Genomic DNA, 22,114 nt, shown 5'->3' on the forward strand with positions numbered 1-22,114 from the left:
GGCTTTGTATACCTTTCTTTCATCATCGTTATAAGGAGATCCGGCGATTAGGTTTCCGGATAATATCAATGGAAGAACGAGAACTTCGGCAGGACGCTTCAAACCCGCAAAACTCCTGTGCAAATAACACACTGAGAGCCGCTAACCCGCACGATAACAGCTCAGTCGAATCCCGCGAAAATTCGACCACAGCGCAGAACTCAGCGGCTCGTGACGATCAAAGCCATCGACTCTCACTGGATTCAGAGCTCTCTGCCAGCACAGAAGCCCCCCCGACAACGGACGGTCGTCCCACAACAGAAGAGCCCGTCAACAACGAAATTGCACCCAACAAGAAAGCAGAAAAGCGTTTGCGGGCAAAGAATAAAATCATCGCCGCCACACTCGACATCATTGCCACCAAGGGACTTTCTTCCCTGTCTCACCGCACCATTGCCAAGATGGCAGGTGTTCAACTGGCCATGACCACCTATTACTTCGGCACGCTGGAAAACATTATAGAAGCCGCATTTGATGCATTTATAGACCAGACACAGCACTACCGCGAAAGCATCAATAACAAGATCGAAGCAATCTACAAAAAACATTCTGCCAACCACACCAAACTTAACGACATACCCGCTTACATAGAGGATCTGGCTGAGTTTTTCACGGATCACATAGATTCAGAGACCACCAACCATGCTTACCTGCAAGCGGTAAAATGCCAATTTCTGTTTGAGTTAAACACGACAGATCCAATGACGGAAAAAGTCCAGGTCATTAATCAAACCCTGTTAGACCTTGCTGAACTCACCTGCTTAAGGATTGGCAGCAATGCCCCACGAATTGATGCACACCTGTTGATATACACTATCCGCCAGCTTGAATTGTCGAACGTCAAAGAGAAGCAGCGTACCGATCGCCGATTTAACAAGGAGGCCATCCAACGCCTGCTTCAAGGCTTTCACCTGCAAGGCCCACCAGAAAAATCCTTACCCGTTTCTCAATGCCAGACCAGCCGTTAGCGGCACCAAACGCCACGAAACATCCAGAAGACAATAAATACGACAAGCGTCCCCCCCCCCCCTCACCGGCCACTTCTTAGCTGACTCGGGCCCCAGCCAGACTATCCGGCTATCGGCACTGCCCCCCACTGAAATACCTGGCTGACAAGTCAAGCCGCACTGCGAGCTAAAAATTGTCTACACTGATTAGACAAACTCGGGCCACCACAATCTGTTTTATTTGGCCATCACCATGTGTTTTATTTGGCCATCACAAAAGAACCACCCACTTTGCCACAGAAAACGAAGAACACACCCGCGCCCCTGTCATCTCAACCCCAGAGCACGCACAAAAAAACGGAACAGCGAAGGAATAAAGAACGGAGCAGCCACAGAGACCTCAAGAGACAATGCCACAAAGATTTTTAATACAACTCACAAAAAAAATCTTGCTGAACACAGCTGCCATCATGGCATTAGCTCACAACTTGCTTGCAAACGCTGACCCACCAACGCGACAGGTATTCTTCGGAGACTTACACCTGCACACCGCCTGGTCCTTTGATGCTTCCGCTTTTCATGTCACAGCAACACCCGAAGAGGCTTACCGGTACGCACTTGGTCAAGCCATTGCACACGCTTCCGGCACCCCACTACAAATACACCGCCCGCTGGACTTCCTGGCGGTCACCGACCACGCAGAATACCTGGGCATGGTAAAAGAACTCAAAAAACCCAACAGCCCCCTGAATAAGACGCTTTTAGCAAAACGTTTTGCTTCCGACCCGACAGCGGTCTATATCGAACTTGAGCGCTCCACCGCTGAGAACACCCCGTTCCCGGAACTTGAAAATAGAAAACTTCGCGCTGCAATCTGGAAAGACGTCGTTGACGTGGCCAACAAGTATAACGACCCAGGCAAGTTCACCGCGTTAATCGGGTACGAATGGACAGCCAACATCCCCATTAGCCCACTCCCCTTTAGGCGCAGCTTGCATCGCAACGTTATTTTTCGAGGTGATAATGTCCCTCTGCTGCCCTTTACCGCCTTTGATTCCAATAAACCTGAAAGACTGTGGCAGTGGATGGATGCACTTCGCCAGAAGGGCCAGGACGTATTAGCCATCCCTCACAGCGGCAATTTAAGTCACGGCAGCATGTACAGCGTGAAGAACTCTTACGGTAAGACCCTGTCCCAGCAGTACAGTGAAATGCGCAGACGCAATGAACCCATCAACGAAGTGATTCAGAGCAAAGGGCAGTCCATGATCCACCCTGCCCAGTCCGAAGAAGATGCATTTGCCAACTTTGAAACCTACCGCTACCTGAGCGGCGATGTTAGCGAAGAGCGGCCTTACCTGCTTGGTAGAATCAACGGCAGCTATATCCGCCCGGCACTGAAGGCGGGATTAAAAATTGAAAAGGAGACGGGCGCAAACCCTTTTGAATTTGGCTTTATCGGCTCTTCGGATAATCACAATGGAACAGCCGGGCCGTATCAGGAAGATGACTATTTCGGCAAGCTGGGCTTGCTGGACGCCACACCAGAGCAGCGCCTGTTTCCCACTTCCAGGGTACTCCGGGCTCTCGCCAAGTTCGGCACCGGTGGCATGACGGCAATCTGGGCAGAAAAGAACACCCGTGCAGCCTTATTTGACGCACTGAAAAGAAGAGAAGTATACGCCACGTCTGGACCCCGTATGCGCCTGAGAGTGTTTGGCGGCTTTCACTTCACTGCCGATTTGGCGGAACAGCAGTGGAGCCAAATCGGCTACGATCACGGAGTCCCGATGGGTGGCACCCTGCCCCGGGAAGAAATCGGGGGAGGTGACGACGCCCCTCCCGAGCTGCGTTTATTAATCACTGCAGAAAAAGACCCGGAGGGCGCTAATTTAGATCGCCTACAAGTCATAAAAGGCTGGATAGACAGTGATGGAGAAACCCATGAGAAAATCTACAACGTGGCCCTTGCGGACAACCGTCCCAGCCAGCCGAACCAGGTAACATCGATTGGCAACACCGTCGACCTGAAAACTGCGGCCTACACCAATTCTATTGGGGACTCGAAATTAACAGCGAACTGGCAGGATCCCGAGTTTGACGCCACGCAATCCGCTTTTTATTACGTCCGGCTGCTGGAGATTCCCACCCCACGCTGGACAACCATACAGGCTGTCCAACTGGGTAAAGAGCTGCGCAAAGACGTTCCGCCGACCATACAGGAAAGGGCCTGGAGCTCTCCAATATGGTATCGAGGCCATTCCCCAGAAGTAGAAACAGAAACAGAAACAGAAACAGAATATATTCCGGCTCCTAAAACCGATAACCTACCCCCACAGGCTACCGGCAGCCCTCCAAAACCGACCCCATGACACGCATCAAGCTAGGCGGTCTTTTTGTTCCAGGGCATACGCGCCAACAACATCCCCATGAAACAGGTGTCCGTCAAGCCGGCAAACACCAATCCCGCCCCCACCAAGGCGGGAACAAAAAAGCCCCATGACCCTACTGTAAAACCCAACAGCACACCCAACAAACTCAAACTTCCGGCAGCGATCAGCACCTGTCGCTCCAAAGGAATAATCCCTCCTTCGCCCTGCTGAATGACATCAACCGACAGCCCTTGAACGCCCCCCGACACTACGCATACAGGATTGGCCAGTCCCAAGGTGACTTTTTCGGCCGCCATGATACTGCGTTTGCCCGCCTGACAAATCAAATGTACAGTAGCGTCTTCCGGCAGATTCAAACGCTTTAACTGAGCCTCTACCTTACCGGGGTCAATCTCCTGCAGCGGTATATTAATACTGTTCAAGCAACGGGCACCGGCAAATTCTGCTTCGGTACGCACATCAATACACAGGGCAACATCGCCGCCCTTTAATTGCTGAGCAAACATCTCAGCGGTTTGAGTTTTGTAACTCATAAACACTCCTGTACATTATTGTCACCATGACAAAATAACTCTTTTAATAACGACACCACTTTGATGGCATGATCACCTTGCAACCGATAAAAAACCGACAAGCCTTCACGGCGCGCTGACACTAGCCCGGCTTTACGCAAGCCAGCCAAATGTTGTGACAAAGACGATTGGCTTAAGGGGATTCGCTCATTCAATTCACCAACCGACAGCTCGTCATTCATCAAGGTACACACAATCATCAACCGGTTGGTGTTGGCAAATTGCTGCATCAAAGCCGCAGCTTCATCAGCGTGCTGCTGTAACTTGATTAACTGCTGCTGTAAATCGTCCTGAGCATGCGCTTGAAAGGTAGTCATACATCACCTGCTAATTTCACCAGGCCATTATATTAGATTCCACTAATTTATAAACAATTAAATTAGATTTTTCTAATATTATGCGACGAAATTTTCCCTCAGCGGGCACAACAGACGATTAAATAAAGGAATTAAGCGACAACAGGCTGCAACAGGACCACAGCGTGAGCCGCAATGCCCTCTTGGCGCCCGGTAAAGCCCAGCTTTTCCGTCGTCGTGGCTTTGACGTTGATCTGATCGCTACAGGCCTCCAGATCCTGGGCAATGGCGTGAACCATCGCGTCGATATACGGCGCCATTTTGGGAGCCTGGGCGACAACGGTCATGTCGGCATTGCTCAGGGCATAGCCTTTGGCTTTTACCTTGGCGAAGACCATTCTGAGCAGCGCGCGACTGTCCGCATTTTTGTAGCTGGCGTCGGTATCGGGAAAATGCTTGCCTATATCCCCTAAAGCCACCGCGCCCAACAACGCATCGCAGAGTGCGTGCAGGAGTACATCGCCATCCGAGTGCGCGACGAGGCCACGCACGTGGGGGATGACCACTCCGCCAATGACAATTTTTTCACCGTCACCAAACGCGTGAACATCGTAACCGTGACCAATTCTCATACTGTCTCCGTTAATTGAGCTCGCTGCTCGCTGCTCGCTGCTCGCTGCTCGCTGCTCAATGATTATTTCAATTACTGGGGAATGAAACCCTCGTGCCTCTCAGCCCAATCACGTTCAGACCCAGAGTCAGCGCCTGCAAGCGAAGAATCAGCTCTTCTGCAAACGAAGAGTCACCTCTCCTGCAAACGAAGAATCAGCTCCGCCATGGGGATGTCTTCCGGGCGGGTTACCTTGATGTTGTCCCGACGACCTTCCACCATCAGGGGCACATAGCCCGCAGCTTCCAGTGCAGAGGCTTCATCCGTGATGGGGATACCCTGCTGCAAGGCTTCACGCAAAGATTTTGCCAGTACACCGTAGCGAAACATCTGCGGAGTCTGCGCCAACCACAACACCCGGCGATCGACGGTTTCTTCAATGCCGTAATTATCATTCAGCCGCTTGACGGTATCGCTGACCGGCACCCCGAGAATGCCACCGACCAAATGCTCATCGAGCTTTTCGATCAATTCCTCCACGTCACTCAGCTCGAAGCAAGGCCGCGCGGCGTCGTGTACCATGACCCAGTCCAAGGGTTGCAAGTGTTCATCCAGCGTGTCCAGACCGTTCAAGACCGAATCACAACGCTCCTGGCCCCCTTCGATCACCTTGATTTTGGGATTTTCAAAAATCGGCAGTTCAGACCAATAGGCATCCAGAGGATGCACCACCACCACAATGCCATTCAGTGCGGGCAATTGAAGCAGGCGTTCCAGCGTGTGTTCAAGGATGGTTTTATGGTTCAGGGTGAGATATTGCTTGGGCTTATCGGCCCCCATACGTGAACCTACACCAGCGGCAGGAACGATGACCCAATAACCTTCTGAGGATTGAAAGTGAGACATACTGAGGGTGTTTTACCTGTGCGTAATTAAGGGTGGCGGTGCAAATGCAGAGCGGCTGCCAGCCACGCGGACCCGGCGAGCCAGTCGCTTAGGAGCGTCCATCTATTTTGACGCGGGCTCGACGACCATGAAAAAGGTTTCGCCAGGCTTGATCATTCCCAGGTCTTCACGCGCGCGCTCTTCCACTGCATCCAAACCGGATTTTAACCCACCCACCTCGGCCGCCAGAATACGATTGCGCTCACGCAGTTTCTCATTCTCCACTGCCTGCGTCTGAATTTCCTCATTCAGGCGTACAACGTCGGCCAGACTGCCTTCACCTACCCACAAACGGTATTGGAGGCCAGCCAGGAGAATCAGCAATATTGGGATGAGCCATTTCATACGAGAGACAGACACACGTTAAAAGACGTAAACGCTACGATACCACAATCATCAGAGACGAACACCGTGGCCACAATCATACATCCAAAACTGGCCGTCAGTGTAACTCCAGCGGTCAAAACAAAACAGGCCGGAAAAACCGGCCTGTTTTGTCACCTGTGATTGCAGCCGAAGCCGATCATCATCAAACCTTTTTAAATTCTGCAATACCGCGGTACGGGGCTTTTTCTGCACCCAGTTCCGCTTCAATACGCAGCAGGCGGTTGTACTTGGAGACGCGGTCAGAGCGACACAGGGAACCGGTTTTGATTTGACCCGCCGCCGTTGCCACCGCCAGATCAGCAATGGTGGTATCTTCAGTTTCGCCGGAACGGTGTGAAATCACCACGGTGTAACCTGCATCTTTGGCCATTTTGATGGCGTCCAGAGTTTCAGACAGGCTGCCAATCTGGTTGAACTTAATCAGAATGGAGTTGGCCACACCCTTCTCAATACCTTGCTTGAGAATCTTGGTGTTGGTCACGAACAGGTCATCACCCACCAACTGGATTTTGTCACCCAGCTTTTCAGTCTGGTATTTCCAGCCGTCCCAATCGGATTCGTCCAGACCATCTTCAATGGAAATGATCGGGTACTGCTCGCACAGTTCAGCCAGAAAATCGCTGAAGCCTTCAGAGCTGTATACCTTGCCCTCACCCGCCAGGTCGTACTGACCGTCTTTGTAAAATTCGGAGGCCGCACAATCCAGGGCCAGAGTGATGTTGTCACCCAGCTTGTAACCGGCGTTTTCAATGGCTTCTTTAATAACAGCCAGAGCATCTGCATTGGAAGCCAGATCCGGAGCAAAACCACCTTCATCACCGACGGCGGTGTTGAGGCCTTTGCTGCTCAACACTTTTTTCAGCGAGTGGAAGATTTCAGCACCGGCTTGCAGGGCTTCAGAGAAAGTCTTGGCACCGACGGGCTGCACCATAAACTCCTGGATGTCGACGTTATTGTCGGCGTGCTCACCACCATTGATGATGTTCATCATGGGAACCGGCATGGAGTACTGACCGGGAGTACCATTGATGTCGGCAATGTGCTGATACAGAGGAATGTTCTTGTCGGCGGCAGCGGCTTTGGCTGCAGCCAGAGACACAGCCAGAATGGCGTTAGCGCCGAAGTTTGCTTTGTTCTCGGTGCCGTCGGCGTCGATCATCACCTGATCCAGCGCGCGCTGATCCGCAGCATCCATACCCACCAGCAAGTCTTTGATCGAGGTGTTTACGTTGGCAACGGCCTTCAAAACCCCTTTGCCCAGGTAACGACCCTTATCGCCATCACGCAATTCCAGGGCTTCGCGAGAACCGGTTGATGCTCCAGAAGGTGCACAAGCTGAACCAACCACACCTGACTCCAGAATCACATCAGCATTGACGGTTGGGTTACCACGAGAATCGAGCACCTCGTAGGCTTTTACATCAACAATCTTACTCATTTCAGCAAACTCTCCGTTTGTATAATGGTGAGACGCTTAACGAAAGACAGGAACTGCCACCCTTTCCCTCGAATCGCTTCTCGTTGTATTAAATTCTTTTAAACTCTTCGGTTAACACTTAACAACCCGCCCTTGCGAGGAGCAACGCGACGCGGCAATCTCCTGGCCTTGTAGCAATCTGCATGAGATTGCTTCGTGCCTCGCAATGACGTGTGCCGCCCCACAAAGTTCTTTGGGTAAATGCGCTGTTAGCGAATATCCAAAGCCGGCAGATTCTTGATGACATCATCCACGGCTTTCATCTCCGCCAGAAACGGCTCCAGCTTGTCCAGCGGCAAGGCACTGGGGCCATCGCACCTGGCCTGATCCGGATTGGGGTGCGCCTCCAGGAACAAGCCCGCCAGGCCCGTGGCCAGACCCGCCCGGCCCAGTTCGGCCACCTGATGACGACGACCACCGGAAGCGGCGCCCATCGGGTCACGGCACTGCAAGGCGTGGGTCACATCAAAGATCAGAGGGGCGCCGTTACTCACTTCTTTCATGGTGCGAAAACCCAGCATATCCACCACCAGGTTGTCGTAACCAAAACTGCTGCCACGCTCACACAACATCACTTGCTCGTTGCCGCATTCGGCAAACTTCTCAACGATGTTTTTCATCTGACCGGGGCTCAGAAACTGGGGTTTTTTGACATTAATCACGGCACCGGTTTTGGCCATCGCCTCGACCAGATCGGTCTGGCGCGCCAAAAACGCGGGCAGTTGAATCACATCGCAAACCTCTGCCACGGGTTGGCACTGGTAGATCTCGTGCACATCGGTAATCACCGGCACATTGAAGGTCTGCTTGATTTCGGCAAAAATCTTCAACCCTTCTTCCATACCGGGGCCGCGATAGGAGTGAACGGACGAGCGGTTGGCCTTGTCGAAAGAGGCTTTAAAGATGTAAGGGATACCCAGCTTTTCGGTCACCTTGACATAGTGCTCGGCCACCTGCATGGCCATGTCCCGTGACTCCAGCACGTTCATACCGCCAAACAGCGTAAACGGTTTGTCATTGGCAACGTCCAGGCCCTGAACGGTAATGGTTCTGTTTGTCATCGTTTCCACTTTTATTCCGCCCTTATGACTTCTTGTTATCCAGTGCTGCCTGGATATAGCTGGTGAACAACTTGTGTCCGTCACGCGGCGTTGAGGTGAATTCCGGGTGGAACTGACACGCCACAAACCAGGGGTGATCAACAATTTCGACCATTTCTACCAGGTTATCATCGGCAGACCAGCCACCGATCTTCAAACCGGCTTTTTGCAACTGATCCACATAGTTGTTGTTCACTTCGAAACGGTGACGGTGGCGCTCCATGATGACATCCGCTTCGTAGATGTCGCGGGCCTTACTGCCGGGCACCAAACGACACTCCTGACCACCCAAACGCATGGTGCCGCCGAGATCCGAAGCTTCATCACGTTTTTCTACATCGCCGTCGGAGGTAATCCACTCGGTGATCAAACCAATCACCGGGTTCTTGGTGTCCTTGTCGAATTCCGTGCTGTTGGCGTCTTTCAGACCCAGCACGTTACGGGCAAATTCAATCACCACAGACTGCATCCCCAGGCAAATGCCCAGGTACGGAATCTTATTTTCGCGGGCGTACTGAACCGCTTGCAGCTTGCCTTCGAGGCCGCGCTCGCCAAAACCGCCGGGAACCAGAATGGCATCAACGCCTTCGATCAGGGAAATGCCCTGAGTTTCGACATCTTCCGCATTAATGTATTTCACATTCACTTTGGTGCGAGTGTGAATACCGGCATGAATGAGGGATTCGTTCAGAGATTTGTAGGCGTCCAGCAGCTCCATGTACTTGCCGACCATGGCCACAGTGACTTCATGCTCTGGGTTCAGCTTGCCATCCACCACCCGGTCCCACTCGGACAGATCGGCGTCTGGCGCCTCCAGGCCGAAGTTTTCCAGAACGATCTCATCCAGCTTGTAATCTTTCAGCATTTGGGGAATGGAATAGATGGTTTTGGCATCCGGTAACGGCACCACGGCGCGCTCTGCCACGTTGGTGAACAGCGCAATTTTACGACGGGAGTCTTCATCCACTTCCCGCTCGGAGCGGCACAGCAGAATTTCCGGCTGTACCCCGATAGAACGCAATTCTTTCACCGAGTGCTGAGTCGGCTTGGTTTTGGTTTCTCCCGCCGTCGCGATGTAAGGCACCAGCGTCAGGTGAATCCACTGCGCGCGCTCGCGCCCCAGCTCAACCTTCAACTGACGGGCCGCTTCGAGGAATGGCTGGGATTCAATGTCACCCACGGTGCCGCCGATTTCAACCAGCGCGATGTCCGCATCCCGACCGCCTTCCAGTACGCGGCGCTTGATTTCATCGGTGATGTGCGGAATCACCTGCACGGTTCCCCCCAGATAATCGCCGCGGCGCTCTTTGCGCAACACGGTTTCATAAACCCGACCGGTGGTAAAATTGTTGCGGCGACTCATTTTCGTGCGGATAAAACGCTCGTAATGGCCCAGATCCAGGTCGGTTTCAGCACCGTCTTCGGTCACATAGACTTCGCCATGCTGAAATGGGCTCATGGTACCGGGGTCGACGTTGATATAGGGATCAAGCTTTAGAACCGTGACTTTCAGGCCCCGGGATTCCAGAATGGCACCCAGGGATGCGGAAGCGATGCCCTTGCCCAAAGAAGAAACAACACCACCAGTAACGAAGATATATCGCGTCATAAGAACCTTGCTGAATTAACGATCAAAATTGGGGTAGGCCGCGCTGAAGTCGTTGTGTAAACCATGTTGAAATAACGGTCACAACCACAGTCGTAAAAAACAGTCATATCAAGTGTTACAGCAAGCCCTGAAGATGGGACGCCAGTCTACCGGAAAGCCCCCCTTGTCTCAATCGGAAATAGGCGAGTCTCAAGGGGAAATCGGGGCCTAAAACGATCAATCGAAGAAGTTTAGGCAAACATTTCGAGAATTGCCGCACCCGACATGCCGAAAGCAGTCGCGGGACATCGGCCTGCAGAAGCCTTCAGCGGTCGCCAAGCGCCTGCCAGCAAAGGCGGTAACCGGGCTCTGCCCCCCCTGCTGCCGTGGCGGATGCCTCCCAGCCACGACAAAACCACAGATCGCCCACCACCGCAATTTCTCCATCCACTCGCAGAATCGGCAGTTGCGCACGGAGCCACGGCTCAAGGCTCGCCTCCTGCAAGAGTTTTTTCAGTGTCTGGGACTTGTTGCGCCAGAACGGCTGGCAGCGCTCCCCCCCCTGGCGGCTCACCACCTGAAAGCCTTGCGTCGGACGGCGGAATCCTCCTTCGGCTTGCGGCTCAAGGCGCAGCTGCCAATGCCCCCACACCAAAGGGGTCAAGCCATCCCAGCACTCAGCAACGGCCGGCTGGGCAGTGATCAGCTGTGGCGGCAACAGGTACAGGCGTTGCCGAAAGCGCCTCAGGCGACTGCGCCCCCACAGCACTTCGGCCTCACTGTCTTCTCGTCCCCACACCAGTTGAGCTTCTACTTGCTGTAAATGGACCCGCTCCGGCAAGTCCCGCCCCTGTTGCTGCAGCCAATAGCGGATGACGTTGCCCCGGCGAAATTCAGACAACCCCTGCAACACCGACAAATCCAGACTGCTGCCCAGCCGCTCTGCCTGCCACCCGGCTTTCTGCCAATCCTCTGCAGCGATTTCTTCAATCAGCTCATGCGACTGACGACAGACCTCACTGCTCTGCCGCCAGCGCTCGGCCACGTCCGGCCAGCGCTGCTGAATGGCGGGCATCACCGCATGGCGCACATAGTTGCGGTCAAATCCCAGCGAACGGTTGCTGTCATCATCAACCCAGGACAAACACCACTGCCGGGCCTGCTGTTCCAGCGCTTCACGATTCAACCCCAACAAAGGACGGTACAACCTGCCCGCGCCAACAACCCGTTCGCTGGCCATACCCGCCAGGCCTTTGGGGCCGCTGCCGCGCAGCAAACGCAACAACACGGTTTCTGCCTGATCATCCTGATGGTGTCCCAGCAACAGCCCGTCACCCGGCTGCAGATACTGCTCAAACACCTGGTAGCGGGCTTGTCTGGCCGCGTCTTCCAGGCCTCGCCCCTGCACTTCAACCCTGACGGTTTCAGCCGTCAGCGCCACCCCCAGGGCGTCACACTCCCTTTGGCAGTGCTCTTGCCAGGCATCGGCTTGCGCCGACAAGCCATGATTGACGTGCAATGCCAGCACAGGACGCGACCGCTCAGCTTCCACCAGTGCCCGCAGCAATACCGACGAGTCCAGCCCACCACTGTAGGCTACCCACCAGCGCTTCACCGACGGATTCTCTCGTACGAATTGGTGCAATATTTCAAGGACGGCTGGCATGTCTGGCATTCACGCTTACTCTATTGTTTCACTGAAGGTATCCCGTCGACTGTTGCGACATGAATTTGGACTTCATTACTTCAGACCACAGCAATTTAACGACTTATCAACTACTTTGATTCTGCCCAGGTCGATGCTGACCCGATCGATGATTTATGGCACAGCCGCTGACTGCACCAAAACTGCGATTGGTTGAGCGGGAAAGTGCTACGGCGCAGTTCACCGGGAATCGTTGGCCTGATACATTGTCCCCATTCTATCAGCTGAAATACAATGCTCCCATTGAAGGATAACTAATGGTGATATCGACCCTATGAGCAACCGCAGCAGCGACACCCAAACGCTCCCTTATGGCAGCTGGCCCTCCCCCATCACCAGCGATCTGCTCACCCGGCAAAACGTACGCTTGAGCGAGCCCCAGATTAGCGACAGCGGCAGCTTTTGGCTGGAATCCCGGCCGCAGGAACAAGGCCGCAATGTGCTCATGTTTCAAGCTTACGAGGTCTCAGGAAACAAAACCGAAGCCGAGGAGGTCCTGCCCCAAGAGGTGAGCGTACGCAGCCAGGCACACGAATATGGCGGCGCCAGCTATTTAGCCACCGGGCAAGGTGTATTTTACGTCAATGCCGCCGATCAAAGGGTCTACCACTGGAGCGAAACCGAATCGACGCCCCTTACTCCCGAAGGGCCGTTTCGCTATGCCGATTTTTGTCTTGACCCCCACCGCAAGCGCCTGATCTGTGTGCGAGAAGATCACCGTCAGGCCGGCCAGGAAGAAGTCAACGAGCTGGTGGCGATTGCGCTCAGCGACACCCCCGCGGCCACAAACGATCAGGTGACGGTCCTGGTGAGTGGCCACGACTTTTTTTCCAACCCACGGCTATCCCCCGACGGGGCTCACCTCAGCTGGCTCTGTTGGGACCATCCCTGCATGCCCTGGGATTCCTCCGAATGCTGGTTAAGTCCACTGGACAGCGACGGTCTGCCCGACAACCCCATGCTGATTGCCGGCGGTAACGGCGAATCCGTGTTCCAGCCGCAATGGAGCCCTGCGGGTCAATTGTTTCTGGTATCCGACCGCAGCAACTGGTGGAACCTGTATCGACTGGATGAAGAAGGACTGACCGCCATTACCCAGCTTGAAGCCGAATTTGCCACCCCGCAGTGGGTCTTTGGCATGTCGACATACAGCTTTCTCAGCGGCCATGAAATCCTCGCCTGCTTTACCCACTCAGGACAGTGGCAACTGGCTTACATCGATACCTATCAATACACCTGCCAGCCATTGGCCACCGACTTTACCGACCTCAGTCAAATTCAAAGCCTGAACCAACGCAGCGTATTTTTGGCCGCCAACCCCAACCAGGCCAGTCAACTGGTACACCTGTCGGGCACACTGGTTGACTCCATACAACGGTTGGCGCAATCCAGCACCACCAACCTCGACAAAGCTCTTATCAGCCAACCTCAGGCCATTACCTTTGTCACCGGCCACGAGGCCAATCAGGACAATCAGGACAATCAGGACAATCGGGACAATACCCACCAGAATAATGCCGGCGGCGACTCCGGCAGCACGGTGGCCCACGCCTTTTATTACCCGCCCTGCAACCCTGCAGCCATCGCCCCGGAAAACACGGCCCCACCTCTGATCGTGCTTTGTCATGGCGGTCCGACCGGCGCAACCGAAACCGGCCTCAATCTTAAAATCCAATATTGGACCAGCCGAGGTTTTGCGGTGATCGATGTGAACTATCGCGGCAGTACCGGCTACGGACGTGAATATCGCGAGCAACTCAACGGCGCCTGGGGAGTACACGACGTAGAAGATGTCTGCGCCGCCGCCCATTATCTGGTCTCACAGGGCCTGGCAAATCCCGAACAGATTGCCATCAAAGGCAGCAGCGCGGGCGGCTATACCGTACTGGCCGCACTGACGTTCAGTGACACCTTCAACGCCGGAGCCAGCCTGTATGGCATTGGCGACCTGGAAACCCTGGCCACCGACACTCACAAGTTTGAATCCCGATACCTGGACACGCTCGTCGGTGCATACCCGCAACAACAAGCCCTCTACCGCCAGCGCTCTCCCATTCATCACGCCCAGCAACTCAATTGTCCGGTGATTTTTTTTCAGGGCCTGGACGATAAGGTGGTGCCCCCCAATCAAGCAGAAGCCATGGTCAGGGCACTGGATGAAAAGCAGGTTCCCGTCGCCTACGTCCCCTTTAGCGGTGAGGGTCACGGTTTTCGCAGGGCCAGCAGCATTGAACGCTGCCTGGAAGCCGAGTGGAGCTTTTACGGCCAGGTTTTTGGCTTTCAGGTCCCCGACAGCATCCAGCCGGTGGAGGTGAAAAACCTGCCCTCCGACACCACCGCGGGGGAACAGTGATGGGACGCTGGCGACCACCCCGCGGGCGAGGCTCAGCCTACATCACCCCCAAGGGGGCCCAACGGCTACAGGAAGAACTGACGCATCTGTGGAAAGTGGAACGACCGCAGGTCACCGACGTGGTTCATGAAGCCGCCAAGAACGGCGATCGCTCTGAAAACGGTGATTACATTTATGGCAAACGCCGTCTGCGTGAAATCGACAGCCGGGTACGCTTTCTCACCAAGCGGCTCGACGAACTGACCGTGGTTGACCGAATTCCCGACGACCGTGACAAGGTGTTTTTCGGTGCTTACGTCACCCTGGCGGACGACGACGGCAACGAAACCACCTACCAGATCGTAGGACCAGATGAATTCAATGTGAAAGCGGGCAAACTCAGTATGGATTCACCCTTGGCGCGACAACTGCTGGGCAAGCGACTGGACGATGAGATCCTGTTGCGATTGCCGGATGGCGAACAGCGATACGATATCGTAGAAATTGAGTACCGGGAGTACTAGCCTGAACGAACCCACACGTTTGAGGCCAATGGCTTGAACTGCATCAACGTTGAGGCCGACACCTGGTTGAGGCCTGCCCTGAATGCCATCGGCCCCAATAAAATGCGAATCTGATGGCGTGCACGGTGCGCCGCCATCATTCACTAACCCGCCGGTACAATTAAGCCCATTCACCCCGGCGACAGCTGCCCTTAACCTGGCTCAACCGGCGTTCTGGGCCAGGGGTTAATCAATCCGATCAAGCGCAGCCTCTCGCTAACCCGCCGCATGATGTAATATCAGTGGCCAGTAAGTTACTATCTACGCTCAATGACGAACTCATGGTCATGAGCGCAACAATGAGCCAGGAAAGGAATCACATGCAATTTCGATTGCCCAGCCCTCTCTTTTTTTTGACAACGCAACAGAGGCTATCGCCAACGGCCTGCAAGTTGGACAGCGCCACCACGCACACTTGCCCTGATTTTTCGACATTGGCCCGTGGCCGTCGGATGCGTGCGGTGCGGCGGTTGCTTTTCCTGCTGCTCACAGTGGCACTTCCCAGTCCAGCCCAGAACGCACTGCCCGTTGCAGTCGTGCCCCCCAAACTCGCAATCCCCACTTACGAACTCCGTCTGACCGGCAACCTCAACGCCGCACAAACCGCCAGCTTGTCCACTCGAGTGGGCGGACTGGTCTCAGGCATGAACGTCGATGTGGGCGATCAGGTCCAGACCGGGGACATACTGCTAACGCTGGATCCCACGATTGAGCAACACCGCCTGCAGCAAGCCAAAGCGACGACCGCAGCGGCACAAGCAGATTACGAAGAAAAAGCCCGGCTGGTGAAAGAAGCTGAGCGCCTCACCAAAACCAACCATCTGCCCATGAATGAACTGACGTTACGCCAGGCGGCCCTGGCGACGTCCAGCGCGTTACTGGATGCCGCCAAAGCGGAACAACAGGCCCAAGCGGTCAGGGTAAATTGGCATGCACTGAAAGCGCCCTTCAGCGGCGTCATCAGTCAAAAGTTCACTGAAACCGGCGAGTGGGTAACACCGGGGACAGCGGTTCTGCAATTAGTCTCCATCGACACCGTCTATCTGGATGTTCAGGTTCCACAAGTGCGCTTTAATCGCATCACCCCCCAAACCAGGGTCAACGTCAAGCCCGATACTCACCCCAACCTGATGGTTACAGGTCGTATCGGTGCCATTGTCCCCGTCAGCAATTCCGGTACGCGCACCTTTCAGGTCCGCGTTATGATGGACAACACCGAAATGCAATTGCTGCCGGGGACATCGGCCACCGCGGAATTCCAATTTACCCAAAGCGATGAACCCGCTCTGCTGATTCCAAAAGATGCCTTACTGCGCGGGCCGGATGGCAGTTACAGCGTCTTCATTGTGACTGAAGCAGACGGCAAAACCATTGCGCAGCGACGACGCCTGGAGCTGGGCGAAGAAAGTAATGGCTCTGTGGTGGTGAAAGACGGATTGCAAACGGGTGACCTGGTGGTGATTCGGGGGAACGAAATACTCCGCCATGGCCAAGCCGTCAACATCCTGTCTGACCGCTAACGGCCAGATGACAAGCTAACCGTGCACTATTGCGACCCACCACTGATATAACAGCATTTGACTTAACGCCGGCGCAGATCATGACGGACACTCGTCACAGACTGCAGGTCAAAAGCCCACACAGAGGTTAATCATGTTTCAAGCCAGTATTCGGCAAGGCATTGTACTCACCGTCTTCGTCCTGATCATGTGCGTGCTCGGTATGGTGGCCGCCTTTCGCATTCCGATTCAAATGATTCCAGACCTGGAAGTCCGCACCATCAGCGTGGTCACCGGCTGGCCCGGAGCCACCCCACAGGACATCGAAAAAGAAATCCTGATTGAGCAAGAGCGCTACCTGCGCACCGTACCCAACCTGCAGCGCATGACGTCGCTGAGCGAGACCGGCAGAGCCTCCATCGAAATGGAATTTCCATTTGGTGTAGACATTAACGAGGCCCTGATACAAGTCAGCAATGCACTGAGCCAGGTCTCATCGTACCCTGAGAACGTTGACCAGCCTCGCCTGCTCAGCAGTTCCTTTTCACAAAACGCCTTCATGTATTTCAGCGTCATGCCGCTGCCGGGTAACCCGTTCAAAATCGACATGGACATGATGTACGACTTTGTCGATGACCATGTCCGCCCGCGCATGGAACGCGTGAGTGGCATCTCGGAAGTGCAGATCCGTGGCGGCTCTCAACGGCAGATACAAATCCAGCTGGATCCGGCCCAACTGGCGCAGCGCGGCTTGACCTTTAGCGATGTACGCGATGCCGTGCGGCAGCGCAATCGCGATACCTCTGCCGGCGATATTGACAGCGGCAAGCGTCGCTACCTGATGCGCACCATTGGCCGCTTTGACGATGTAGAGGATCTGGAAAACCTGATTCTTACCCGCCAGGGCAATGCCAACGTCCGCTTAAAGGATGTCGGCAGCGTTAAACTGGATCACTTTGAAGTGCGCAATGTCTCCTATCAGGGCACAGAAAACAGTATTCGCCTGGCCGTCAACCGGGAGGCCGGCTCCAACGTCATTCAGATTAAAACCGACCTGCTGCCCATTGTGGAAGCGATGAAAGCAGATTTGCTGGCGGCAAACGGACTCACCATTGAATTGATTGGCGACGATGTCCGCTACGTGCAGGAATCCATCAAAAATGTCTGGACCAACCTGGCACTGGGTGCCTTGCTGGCCACGCTGGTTTTATTTCTGTTTTTGCGTTCTGCGCGGGCCACGCTGGTGGGCGTTATGAGCATCCCTATCTGCACCATTGCCGCCTTTGTCGGGCTCCTCGCCTTCGACCGCACCATTAACGTCATCTCTCTGGCCGGTGTCGCCTTTGCCATCGGCATGACGGTGGACAACACCATAGTCGTTCTGGAAAGTATCGAACAGGCCCGTCGGCGCGGCCTGAAACTTTTCGATGCAGCTCTGTTGGGGGTTCGGGATGTATGGCCTGCGGTCCTCGCCTCGTCCCTCACAACGGTACTGGTGTTTGCCCCGGTGTTGTTCGTTCAGGAAGAAGCCGGACAGCTTTATTCGGACATCGCCATTGCCATTTCCTCCGCCATCCTGGCTTCCATGCTGGTGGCGGTGACGGTCGTTCCTTCCGCCACTGCACGTCTGGGCTTTGGCAGCATTACCAATGCAACCAACCTTACCCCCAACACAGATGAACCTCATTCCCGCAACCGCATACTACACGGAATTACCTGGCTTATTGATACCCCATGGCGACGCACGGTCTGTCTGATCAGCACGCTATTGTTGACCCTCGGCGTTGCCGCGACGTTTATGCCTCCGGCTGAATACCTGCCGGAGGGCGAAGAGCCCAAAGCGTTTTCGCGAATGATTGCCCCGCCGGGCTACAACCAGGCCGAAATGTCGCGCATAGGCAAAGAAGTTCGCACCCTGCTGGACGCCACCGTGAATGCAGACCCGCAGGCCTTTGAACGGGGGGAAACACCGTTTCCTGCGCTCAAGTACTACAGTCTAAGCGTGTCCTCATCCATGATCTGGGTAATGAGTGAGCCGATACGCGAAGAAGATATCAACCCCATGATGGACTCCCTGACCAAGCTGTTTCGCAGCTATCCCGGTATGCGCGCGTTTGCCTCAAGAGGCTCGATCATTTCCAGCAACAATGGCGGTACCCGTGCCGTCAACCTGGACATCTCCGGCTCGGATTTAAACGAACTCTATGCCGCCGCTGAAAATGCCTATCAGCGTACGCAAACATTATTCGACAACCCGCAGATTCAATCCGAACCTTCATCTTTGAGCCTCGACCAGCCACTGGTCGAGGTAAAACCCAACTGGGAACGGCTGGCAGAATATCAGTACAGCTCCGACGATTTCGGCTATGCCGTAGCCGCCCTGAGCGACGGCGCCTATGTCGACGAATTTTTCCTCAACGATGATAAAGTCGATATCTTTATCCAAAGCAGCGCGGGTCAAAACCAACAACTGGATCAACTTGGCCAGCTACCCATCATGACCCCCTCCGGAATTATCCTGCCCCTGAACGCCCTCGCCACACTTAATGAAACCGTCGACAGCACCTCCGTCCGCAGAGTGGACGGTCGTCGCACGGTCACTCTCAGAATCATTCCGCCGCGCGATGTGGCACTGGCAACCGCCGTCGCCAAAGTCCAACATGAACTCATACCGACCATGCAGGCAGAGGGTGAGATCAGCAATACCGTCAGCATGGACATATCCGGTGCCGCAGATCAGCTGGAGGCGACACGCAACGCCCTGTCTGGCAATTTCATCGTCGCGGTGGTCATTATTTACTTACTCCTGGTGGCGATATTCCAGCACTGGGGATACCCATTGATTATTTTAACCACCATCCCCCTTGGGCTGGCCGGCGGTCTGGTTGGACTGATCCTGCTCAACGGCGCAGGAACCCTGCTTTCTCTGGTGGGACTGACTGGCATTCACCAGCCTTTCGACATGATCACCATGCTGGGGTTTTTAATTTTATTGGGTACTGTCGTCAACAATCCGATTTTGATTGTGGATCAAACCCGCAAAAACCTGGTCAATCCTGACACACCGGTAAAAGACGCCGTAATTTCGGCCATCGACATTCGCCTGCGGCCTATATTGATGTCCAGCCTGACCACCATCTTTGGTCTGGCACCACTGGTGTTGATCCCCGGCGCCGGTACAGAACTCTATCGAGGGGTAGGCATCGTGGTCTTGATGGGAATCTTTTGCTCCACCATCATCACTCTGACTTTTCTCCCCTGCCTGTTAATGGCACTATTCCAAAGACGGGAATTGCGACGACAGCCAGCACAGCTTTAGACTAGCGTTTTAAACCATTAGATGAGCGCCTGGAACCATGATCGATCATTGTCAGGACGATGGTCATCCGCGCCACGGCTGTTCTGACGTCATGACACTGAATTTTTTTACCGAATTCCCACCACAAAAAATGTGACACAGTTTGCTACTGCGACACCTGGAAACCTGAGTTGCCATGAAGGCTGACTATACTGAGACCAAGCGCTGAATAACGCTCAGTACGCTGAGACCCGGTCGCGAATAAACAAGGGATGTTATGAACAAACTCGACCACTTACAGGCAGACAGCTCCACCGGATCACACGGCACGCGCGCGGCCGGTACGCCGGCTACCGGAAAACCTCGCTGGCCCTCGACCGTCGCCGTATTCGCTTTTGTTCTGTTCAGTGCGGTGTTCGTCAGCATCCTGTGGTTTCAGTATCAAACAGACAGCCGCACTCTTCTGAAACTCACGGAGTCTCCACTTGCCGTGGGCGGTATTTACTTCGGACTGAGCCTTACTCTGGCCCTCTGCATCTACTTCATTGCCCGCCAGGTCAGCCAGCGACTGAATAACCACGCGAAGCTACTGCCTTTGCTGGGGCAAAAGCAGTATCAGCAGTTTCGCGATCAATTGTCCCGACTCAGCAAAGATCACTGGATCGGTGAATTTGATGAAATTGAAGACTCACTCAACAGACTGTCGCTCCAGTTAGAAACGCAAGAAAAAACCGTCGACAGTCGCAATCAAGAGGTCGAGCGCCTTTCCCTGTTTGATCCACTCACCGGTCTGGCCAATCGTCAGCTACTGCAGTATGAGCTGCAAAACGATCTTGCTCAGCCAGCCCTCAATTCCCGGGAAAACATCGTCGCAGTCATTTTGCTGGATCTGGATAATTTTAAACGCATCAATGATTCTCTCGGCCATCATTTGGGGGATGTGGTTTTGGAAAAAATGGCCAGCCGCATTAAAAGCTCGGTTCATTCACTGGGGCTGGTCGCGCGCCTGGGGGGCGACGAATTTGCCATTTTATTGCGCTCTGCCAAGCACCCTGAACAAGCCCACCTGCTGTGCCAAAAAGTACTTCAGCTGGTACGCAAACCACTAAAAGTCGAAGGCACCACGCTGGTCATCAGTTGCAGCATCGGCATCTCTACAGCCACCCTCGGCAATACCTCCGAAGATCTTCTCAAACACGCTGAAATTGCCATGTACAAAGCGAAAAAAGCGGGCGGCAACGCCCACTTGATGTTCAACGCTCACATGGCTGCCGAAGCTCACGATAACCTGTACCTGGAAAGTGAAATCAGGCACGGCCTTGAACAAAGTCAATTCACCCTGTACCTGCAACCCAAGGTCAATATGGATGGGATGACCAAAGGCTTTGAATCACTGGTACGCTGGGACCACCCCGAGCGCGGTATCATTTCACCCGCAGAGTTTATCCCGGCCATGGAGTCCATGGGCTTCATCAGTCAACTGGACAACTGGATTCTGGAGGCCAGTTTCCGTCAGCTGAAGGTGCTTGAACCCCATCACCCTGAGATTGTCATCTCGGTCAATATTTCATCCACTCACTTTACCAAACACAGCTTTTTGGTGTTTCTCAACGAATGCCTCCAAAAATACCCCATCAACCCCAACCGCCTGGAATTGGAAATTACTGAAACACTGCTGATGGAAAATATGAATGAGGGTCGTGAAGTCATCAACACGATCAAGCAAATGGGCGTTCGCATTGCTATTGATGATTTTGGTACAGGCTACTCGTCACTGAGTTACTTGAAAAACCTTCCCGTTGACACCTTGAAAATCGACAGGGTATTCATCAAGGACATCCCCGACAGCGAAAGCGATAAACAAATTTCTTCCGTCATCATCTTCCTCGCCAAGCAACTGAACTTTACCGTGGTGGCCGAAGGCGTCGAAACCCTCGCACAGCTGAATTTTCTCAAAGACAACCATTGCGACCAGGCGCAAGGCTTTTATTTCAGCAAACCCATTGCTTCACATAAAGCCATCATCATGCTTGAGAGTGAGCGCATTAATCAGCTCAATACCGACACGGCGACCCCGCTGTAACGCCTACAGCAGCCGCCCAACAACCCGCCAAAAGAACCATAAAGGTGCAGCGAAGCACAATATAAGCGCACACCTGGACAATACAATTGACCAGACACCAACATTCCCCTCAAGAAAACTCATTATTTGGCCCCACAACAGTGCAAATAACATGCAGTGGGCGCATAAGAGCCTGAAAACAGCCTTACATCAGAGATTGGTACGGTCCTTGCTTAATAATCAACTCCACAGCCTCAGTCCCACCAACACGGGACGCGGAAACCGTGACACAGAGGGCGTT

The 22,114-nt window shown here is 54.1% G+C and carries 16 protein-coding genes; 7 read left to right on the forward strand and 9 right to left on the reverse strand.

Annotated features, from left to right (window positions below; translation table 11 throughout):
• The first annotated feature begins 68 nt into the window (after nucleotides 1-68).
• Both G8770_RS00290 and G8770_RS00295 read left to right on the forward strand, forming a co-directional pair.
• Nucleotides 69-1,007 carry a TetR/AcrR family transcriptional regulator gene (locus G8770_RS00290; RefSeq protein ID WP_167180549.1) on the forward strand — a complete coding sequence of 313 codons (939 nt, stop codon included), beginning with the start codon at nucleotides 69-71 and terminating at the stop codon, nucleotides 1,005-1,007.
• Between the two features lie 389 nt (nucleotides 1,008-1,396).
• Nucleotides 1,397-3,358, forward strand: coding sequence for a DUF3604 domain-containing protein (locus tag G8770_RS00295; RefSeq protein ID WP_167180551.1), 1,962 nt, complete (start codon nucleotides 1,397-1,399; stop codon nucleotides 3,356-3,358).
• 11 nt (nucleotides 3,359-3,369) lie between these two features.
• Here the strand turns inward: G8770_RS00295 and G8770_RS00300 are convergent, their stop codons facing one another.
• From G8770_RS00300 to tilS, 9 genes are all read right to left on the reverse strand, one after another.
• Nucleotides 3,370-3,912, reverse strand: a complete 543-nt coding sequence (locus G8770_RS00300; RefSeq protein ID WP_167180553.1) for a rhodanese-like domain-containing protein — start codon at nucleotides 3,910-3,912, stop codon at nucleotides 3,370-3,372.
• Nucleotides 3,909-4,268, reverse strand: coding sequence for an ArsR/SmtB family transcription factor (locus G8770_RS00305; protein ID WP_167180555.1), 360 nt, complete (start codon nucleotides 4,266-4,268; stop codon nucleotides 3,909-3,911). The genes G8770_RS00300 and G8770_RS00305 overlap by 4 nt, the downstream gene beginning before the upstream one ends.
• A gap of 131 nt (nucleotides 4,269-4,399) precedes the next feature.
• Nucleotides 4,400-4,879, reverse strand: coding sequence for a 2-C-methyl-D-erythritol 2,4-cyclodiphosphate synthase (ispF, locus tag G8770_RS00310; protein ID WP_167180557.1), 480 nt, complete (start codon nucleotides 4,877-4,879; stop codon nucleotides 4,400-4,402).
• A gap of 170 nt (nucleotides 4,880-5,049) precedes the next feature.
• Nucleotides 5,050-5,763, reverse strand: a complete 714-nt coding sequence (gene ispD / locus G8770_RS00315) for a 2-C-methyl-D-erythritol 4-phosphate cytidylyltransferase (protein WP_167180559.1) — start codon at nucleotides 5,761-5,763, stop codon at nucleotides 5,050-5,052.
• 102 nt (nucleotides 5,764-5,865) lie between these two features.
• Nucleotides 5,866-6,147: a cell division protein FtsB gene (ftsB, locus tag G8770_RS00320; RefSeq protein WP_167180561.1), complete on the reverse strand. Its 282-nt coding sequence runs from the start codon at nucleotides 6,145-6,147 to the stop codon at nucleotides 5,866-5,868.
• A 184-nt stretch (nucleotides 6,148-6,331) separates the two neighbouring features.
• A complete protein-coding gene (gene eno / locus G8770_RS00325) occupies nucleotides 6,332-7,627 on the reverse strand; it encodes a phosphopyruvate hydratase (RefSeq protein WP_167180563.1) in 1,296 nt (431 codons plus the stop codon).
• Between the two features lie 248 nt (nucleotides 7,628-7,875).
• Nucleotides 7,876-8,727, reverse strand: a complete 852-nt coding sequence (gene kdsA, locus G8770_RS00330; RefSeq protein ID WP_167180565.1) for a 3-deoxy-8-phosphooctulonate synthase — start codon at nucleotides 8,725-8,727, stop codon at nucleotides 7,876-7,878.
• A 22-nt stretch (nucleotides 8,728-8,749) separates the two neighbouring features.
• Nucleotides 8,750-10,375, reverse strand: coding sequence for a CTP synthase (locus G8770_RS00335; RefSeq protein WP_167180567.1), 1,626 nt, complete (start codon nucleotides 10,373-10,375; stop codon nucleotides 8,750-8,752).
• Between the two features lie 304 nt (nucleotides 10,376-10,679).
• Entirely contained in the window at nucleotides 10,680-12,029 is a 1,350-nt protein-coding gene (gene tilS, locus G8770_RS00340) for a tRNA lysidine(34) synthetase TilS (protein ID WP_167180576.1), read from the reverse strand.
• 304 nt (nucleotides 12,030-12,333) lie between these two features.
• Between tilS and G8770_RS00345 the strand changes: the two genes are divergently transcribed.
• The 5 genes from G8770_RS00345 to G8770_RS00365 all read left to right on the forward strand — a co-directional run bounded on the left by G8770_RS00345 (nucleotide 12,334) and on the right by G8770_RS00365 (nucleotide 21,834).
• Nucleotides 12,334-14,412 carry a S9 family peptidase gene (locus G8770_RS00345; RefSeq protein ID WP_167180578.1) on the forward strand — a complete coding sequence of 693 codons (2,079 nt, stop codon included), beginning with the start codon at nucleotides 12,334-12,336 and terminating at the stop codon, nucleotides 14,410-14,412.
• Nucleotides 14,412-14,915, forward strand: a complete 504-nt coding sequence (gene greB, locus G8770_RS00350) for a transcription elongation factor GreB (protein ID WP_167180579.1) — start codon at nucleotides 14,412-14,414, stop codon at nucleotides 14,913-14,915. The genes G8770_RS00345 and greB overlap by 1 nt, the downstream gene beginning before the upstream one ends.
• Before the next feature lie 359 nt (nucleotides 14,916-15,274).
• A complete protein-coding gene (locus tag G8770_RS00355; RefSeq protein WP_167180581.1) occupies nucleotides 15,275-16,474 on the forward strand; it encodes an efflux RND transporter periplasmic adaptor subunit in 1,200 nt (399 codons plus the stop codon).
• 133 nt (nucleotides 16,475-16,607) lie between these two features.
• Nucleotides 16,608-19,772 carry an efflux RND transporter permease subunit gene (locus tag G8770_RS00360; protein WP_167180583.1) on the forward strand — a complete coding sequence of 1,055 codons (3,165 nt, stop codon included), beginning with the start codon at nucleotides 16,608-16,610 and terminating at the stop codon, nucleotides 19,770-19,772.
• A gap of 256 nt (nucleotides 19,773-20,028) precedes the next feature.
• On the forward strand, nucleotides 20,029-21,834 hold the full coding sequence (locus G8770_RS00365) for a putative bifunctional diguanylate cyclase/phosphodiesterase (protein WP_167180585.1): 1,806 nt from the start codon (nucleotides 20,029-20,031) through the stop codon (nucleotides 21,832-21,834).
• Nucleotides 21,835-22,114 lie beyond the last annotated feature (280 nt).

Origin of the sequence: Pseudomaricurvus hydrocarbonicus (genome assembly GCF_011602365.1) — a bacterium.
GTDB classification, from domain to species: Bacteria; Pseudomonadota; Gammaproteobacteria; order Pseudomonadales; family Cellvibrionaceae; genus Pseudomaricurvus; species Pseudomaricurvus hydrocarbonicus.

Coding starts and splice junctions, on each gene's coding strand:
- G8770_RS00290 (WP_167180549.1), top strand. CDS start 69: ATGGAAGAACGAGAACTTCGGCAGGACGCTTCAAACCCGCAAAACTCC.
- G8770_RS00295 (WP_167180551.1), top strand. CDS start 1,397: ATGCCACAAAGATTTTTAATACAACTCACAAAAAAAATCTTGCTGAAC.
- G8770_RS00300 (WP_167180553.1), bottom strand. CDS start 3,912: ATGAGTTACAAAACTCAAACCGCTGAGATGTTTGCTCAGCAATTAAAG.
- G8770_RS00305 (WP_167180555.1), bottom strand. CDS start 4,268: ATGACTACCTTTCAAGCGCATGCTCAGGACGATTTACAGCAGCAGTTA.
- ispF (WP_167180557.1), bottom strand. CDS start 4,879: ATGAGAATTGGTCACGGTTACGATGTTCACGCGTTTGGTGACGGTGAA.
- ispD (WP_167180559.1), bottom strand. CDS start 5,763: ATGTCTCACTTTCAATCCTCAGAAGGTTATTGGGTCATCGTTCCTGCC.
- ftsB (WP_167180561.1), bottom strand. CDS start 6,147: ATGAAATGGCTCATCCCAATATTGCTGATTCTCCTGGCTGGCCTCCAA.
- eno (WP_167180563.1), bottom strand. CDS start 7,627: ATGAGTAAGATTGTTGATGTAAAAGCCTACGAGGTGCTCGATTCTCGT.
- kdsA (WP_167180565.1), bottom strand. CDS start 8,727: ATGACAAACAGAACCATTACCGTTCAGGGCCTGGACGTTGCCAATGAC.
- G8770_RS00335 (WP_167180567.1), bottom strand. CDS start 10,375: ATGACGCGATATATCTTCGTTACTGGTGGTGTTGTTTCTTCTTTGGGC.
- tilS (WP_167180576.1), bottom strand. CDS start 12,029: ATGCCAGACATGCCAGCCGTCCTTGAAATATTGCACCAATTCGTACGA.
- G8770_RS00345 (WP_167180578.1), top strand. CDS start 12,334: ATGAGCAACCGCAGCAGCGACACCCAAACGCTCCCTTATGGCAGCTGG.
- greB (WP_167180579.1), top strand. CDS start 14,412: ATGGGACGCTGGCGACCACCCCGCGGGCGAGGCTCAGCCTACATCACC.
- G8770_RS00355 (WP_167180581.1), top strand. CDS start 15,275: ATGCAATTTCGATTGCCCAGCCCTCTCTTTTTTTTGACAACGCAACAG.
- G8770_RS00360 (WP_167180583.1), top strand. CDS start 16,608: ATGTTTCAAGCCAGTATTCGGCAAGGCATTGTACTCACCGTCTTCGTC.
- G8770_RS00365 (WP_167180585.1), top strand. CDS start 20,029: ATGAACAAACTCGACCACTTACAGGCAGACAGCTCCACCGGATCACAC.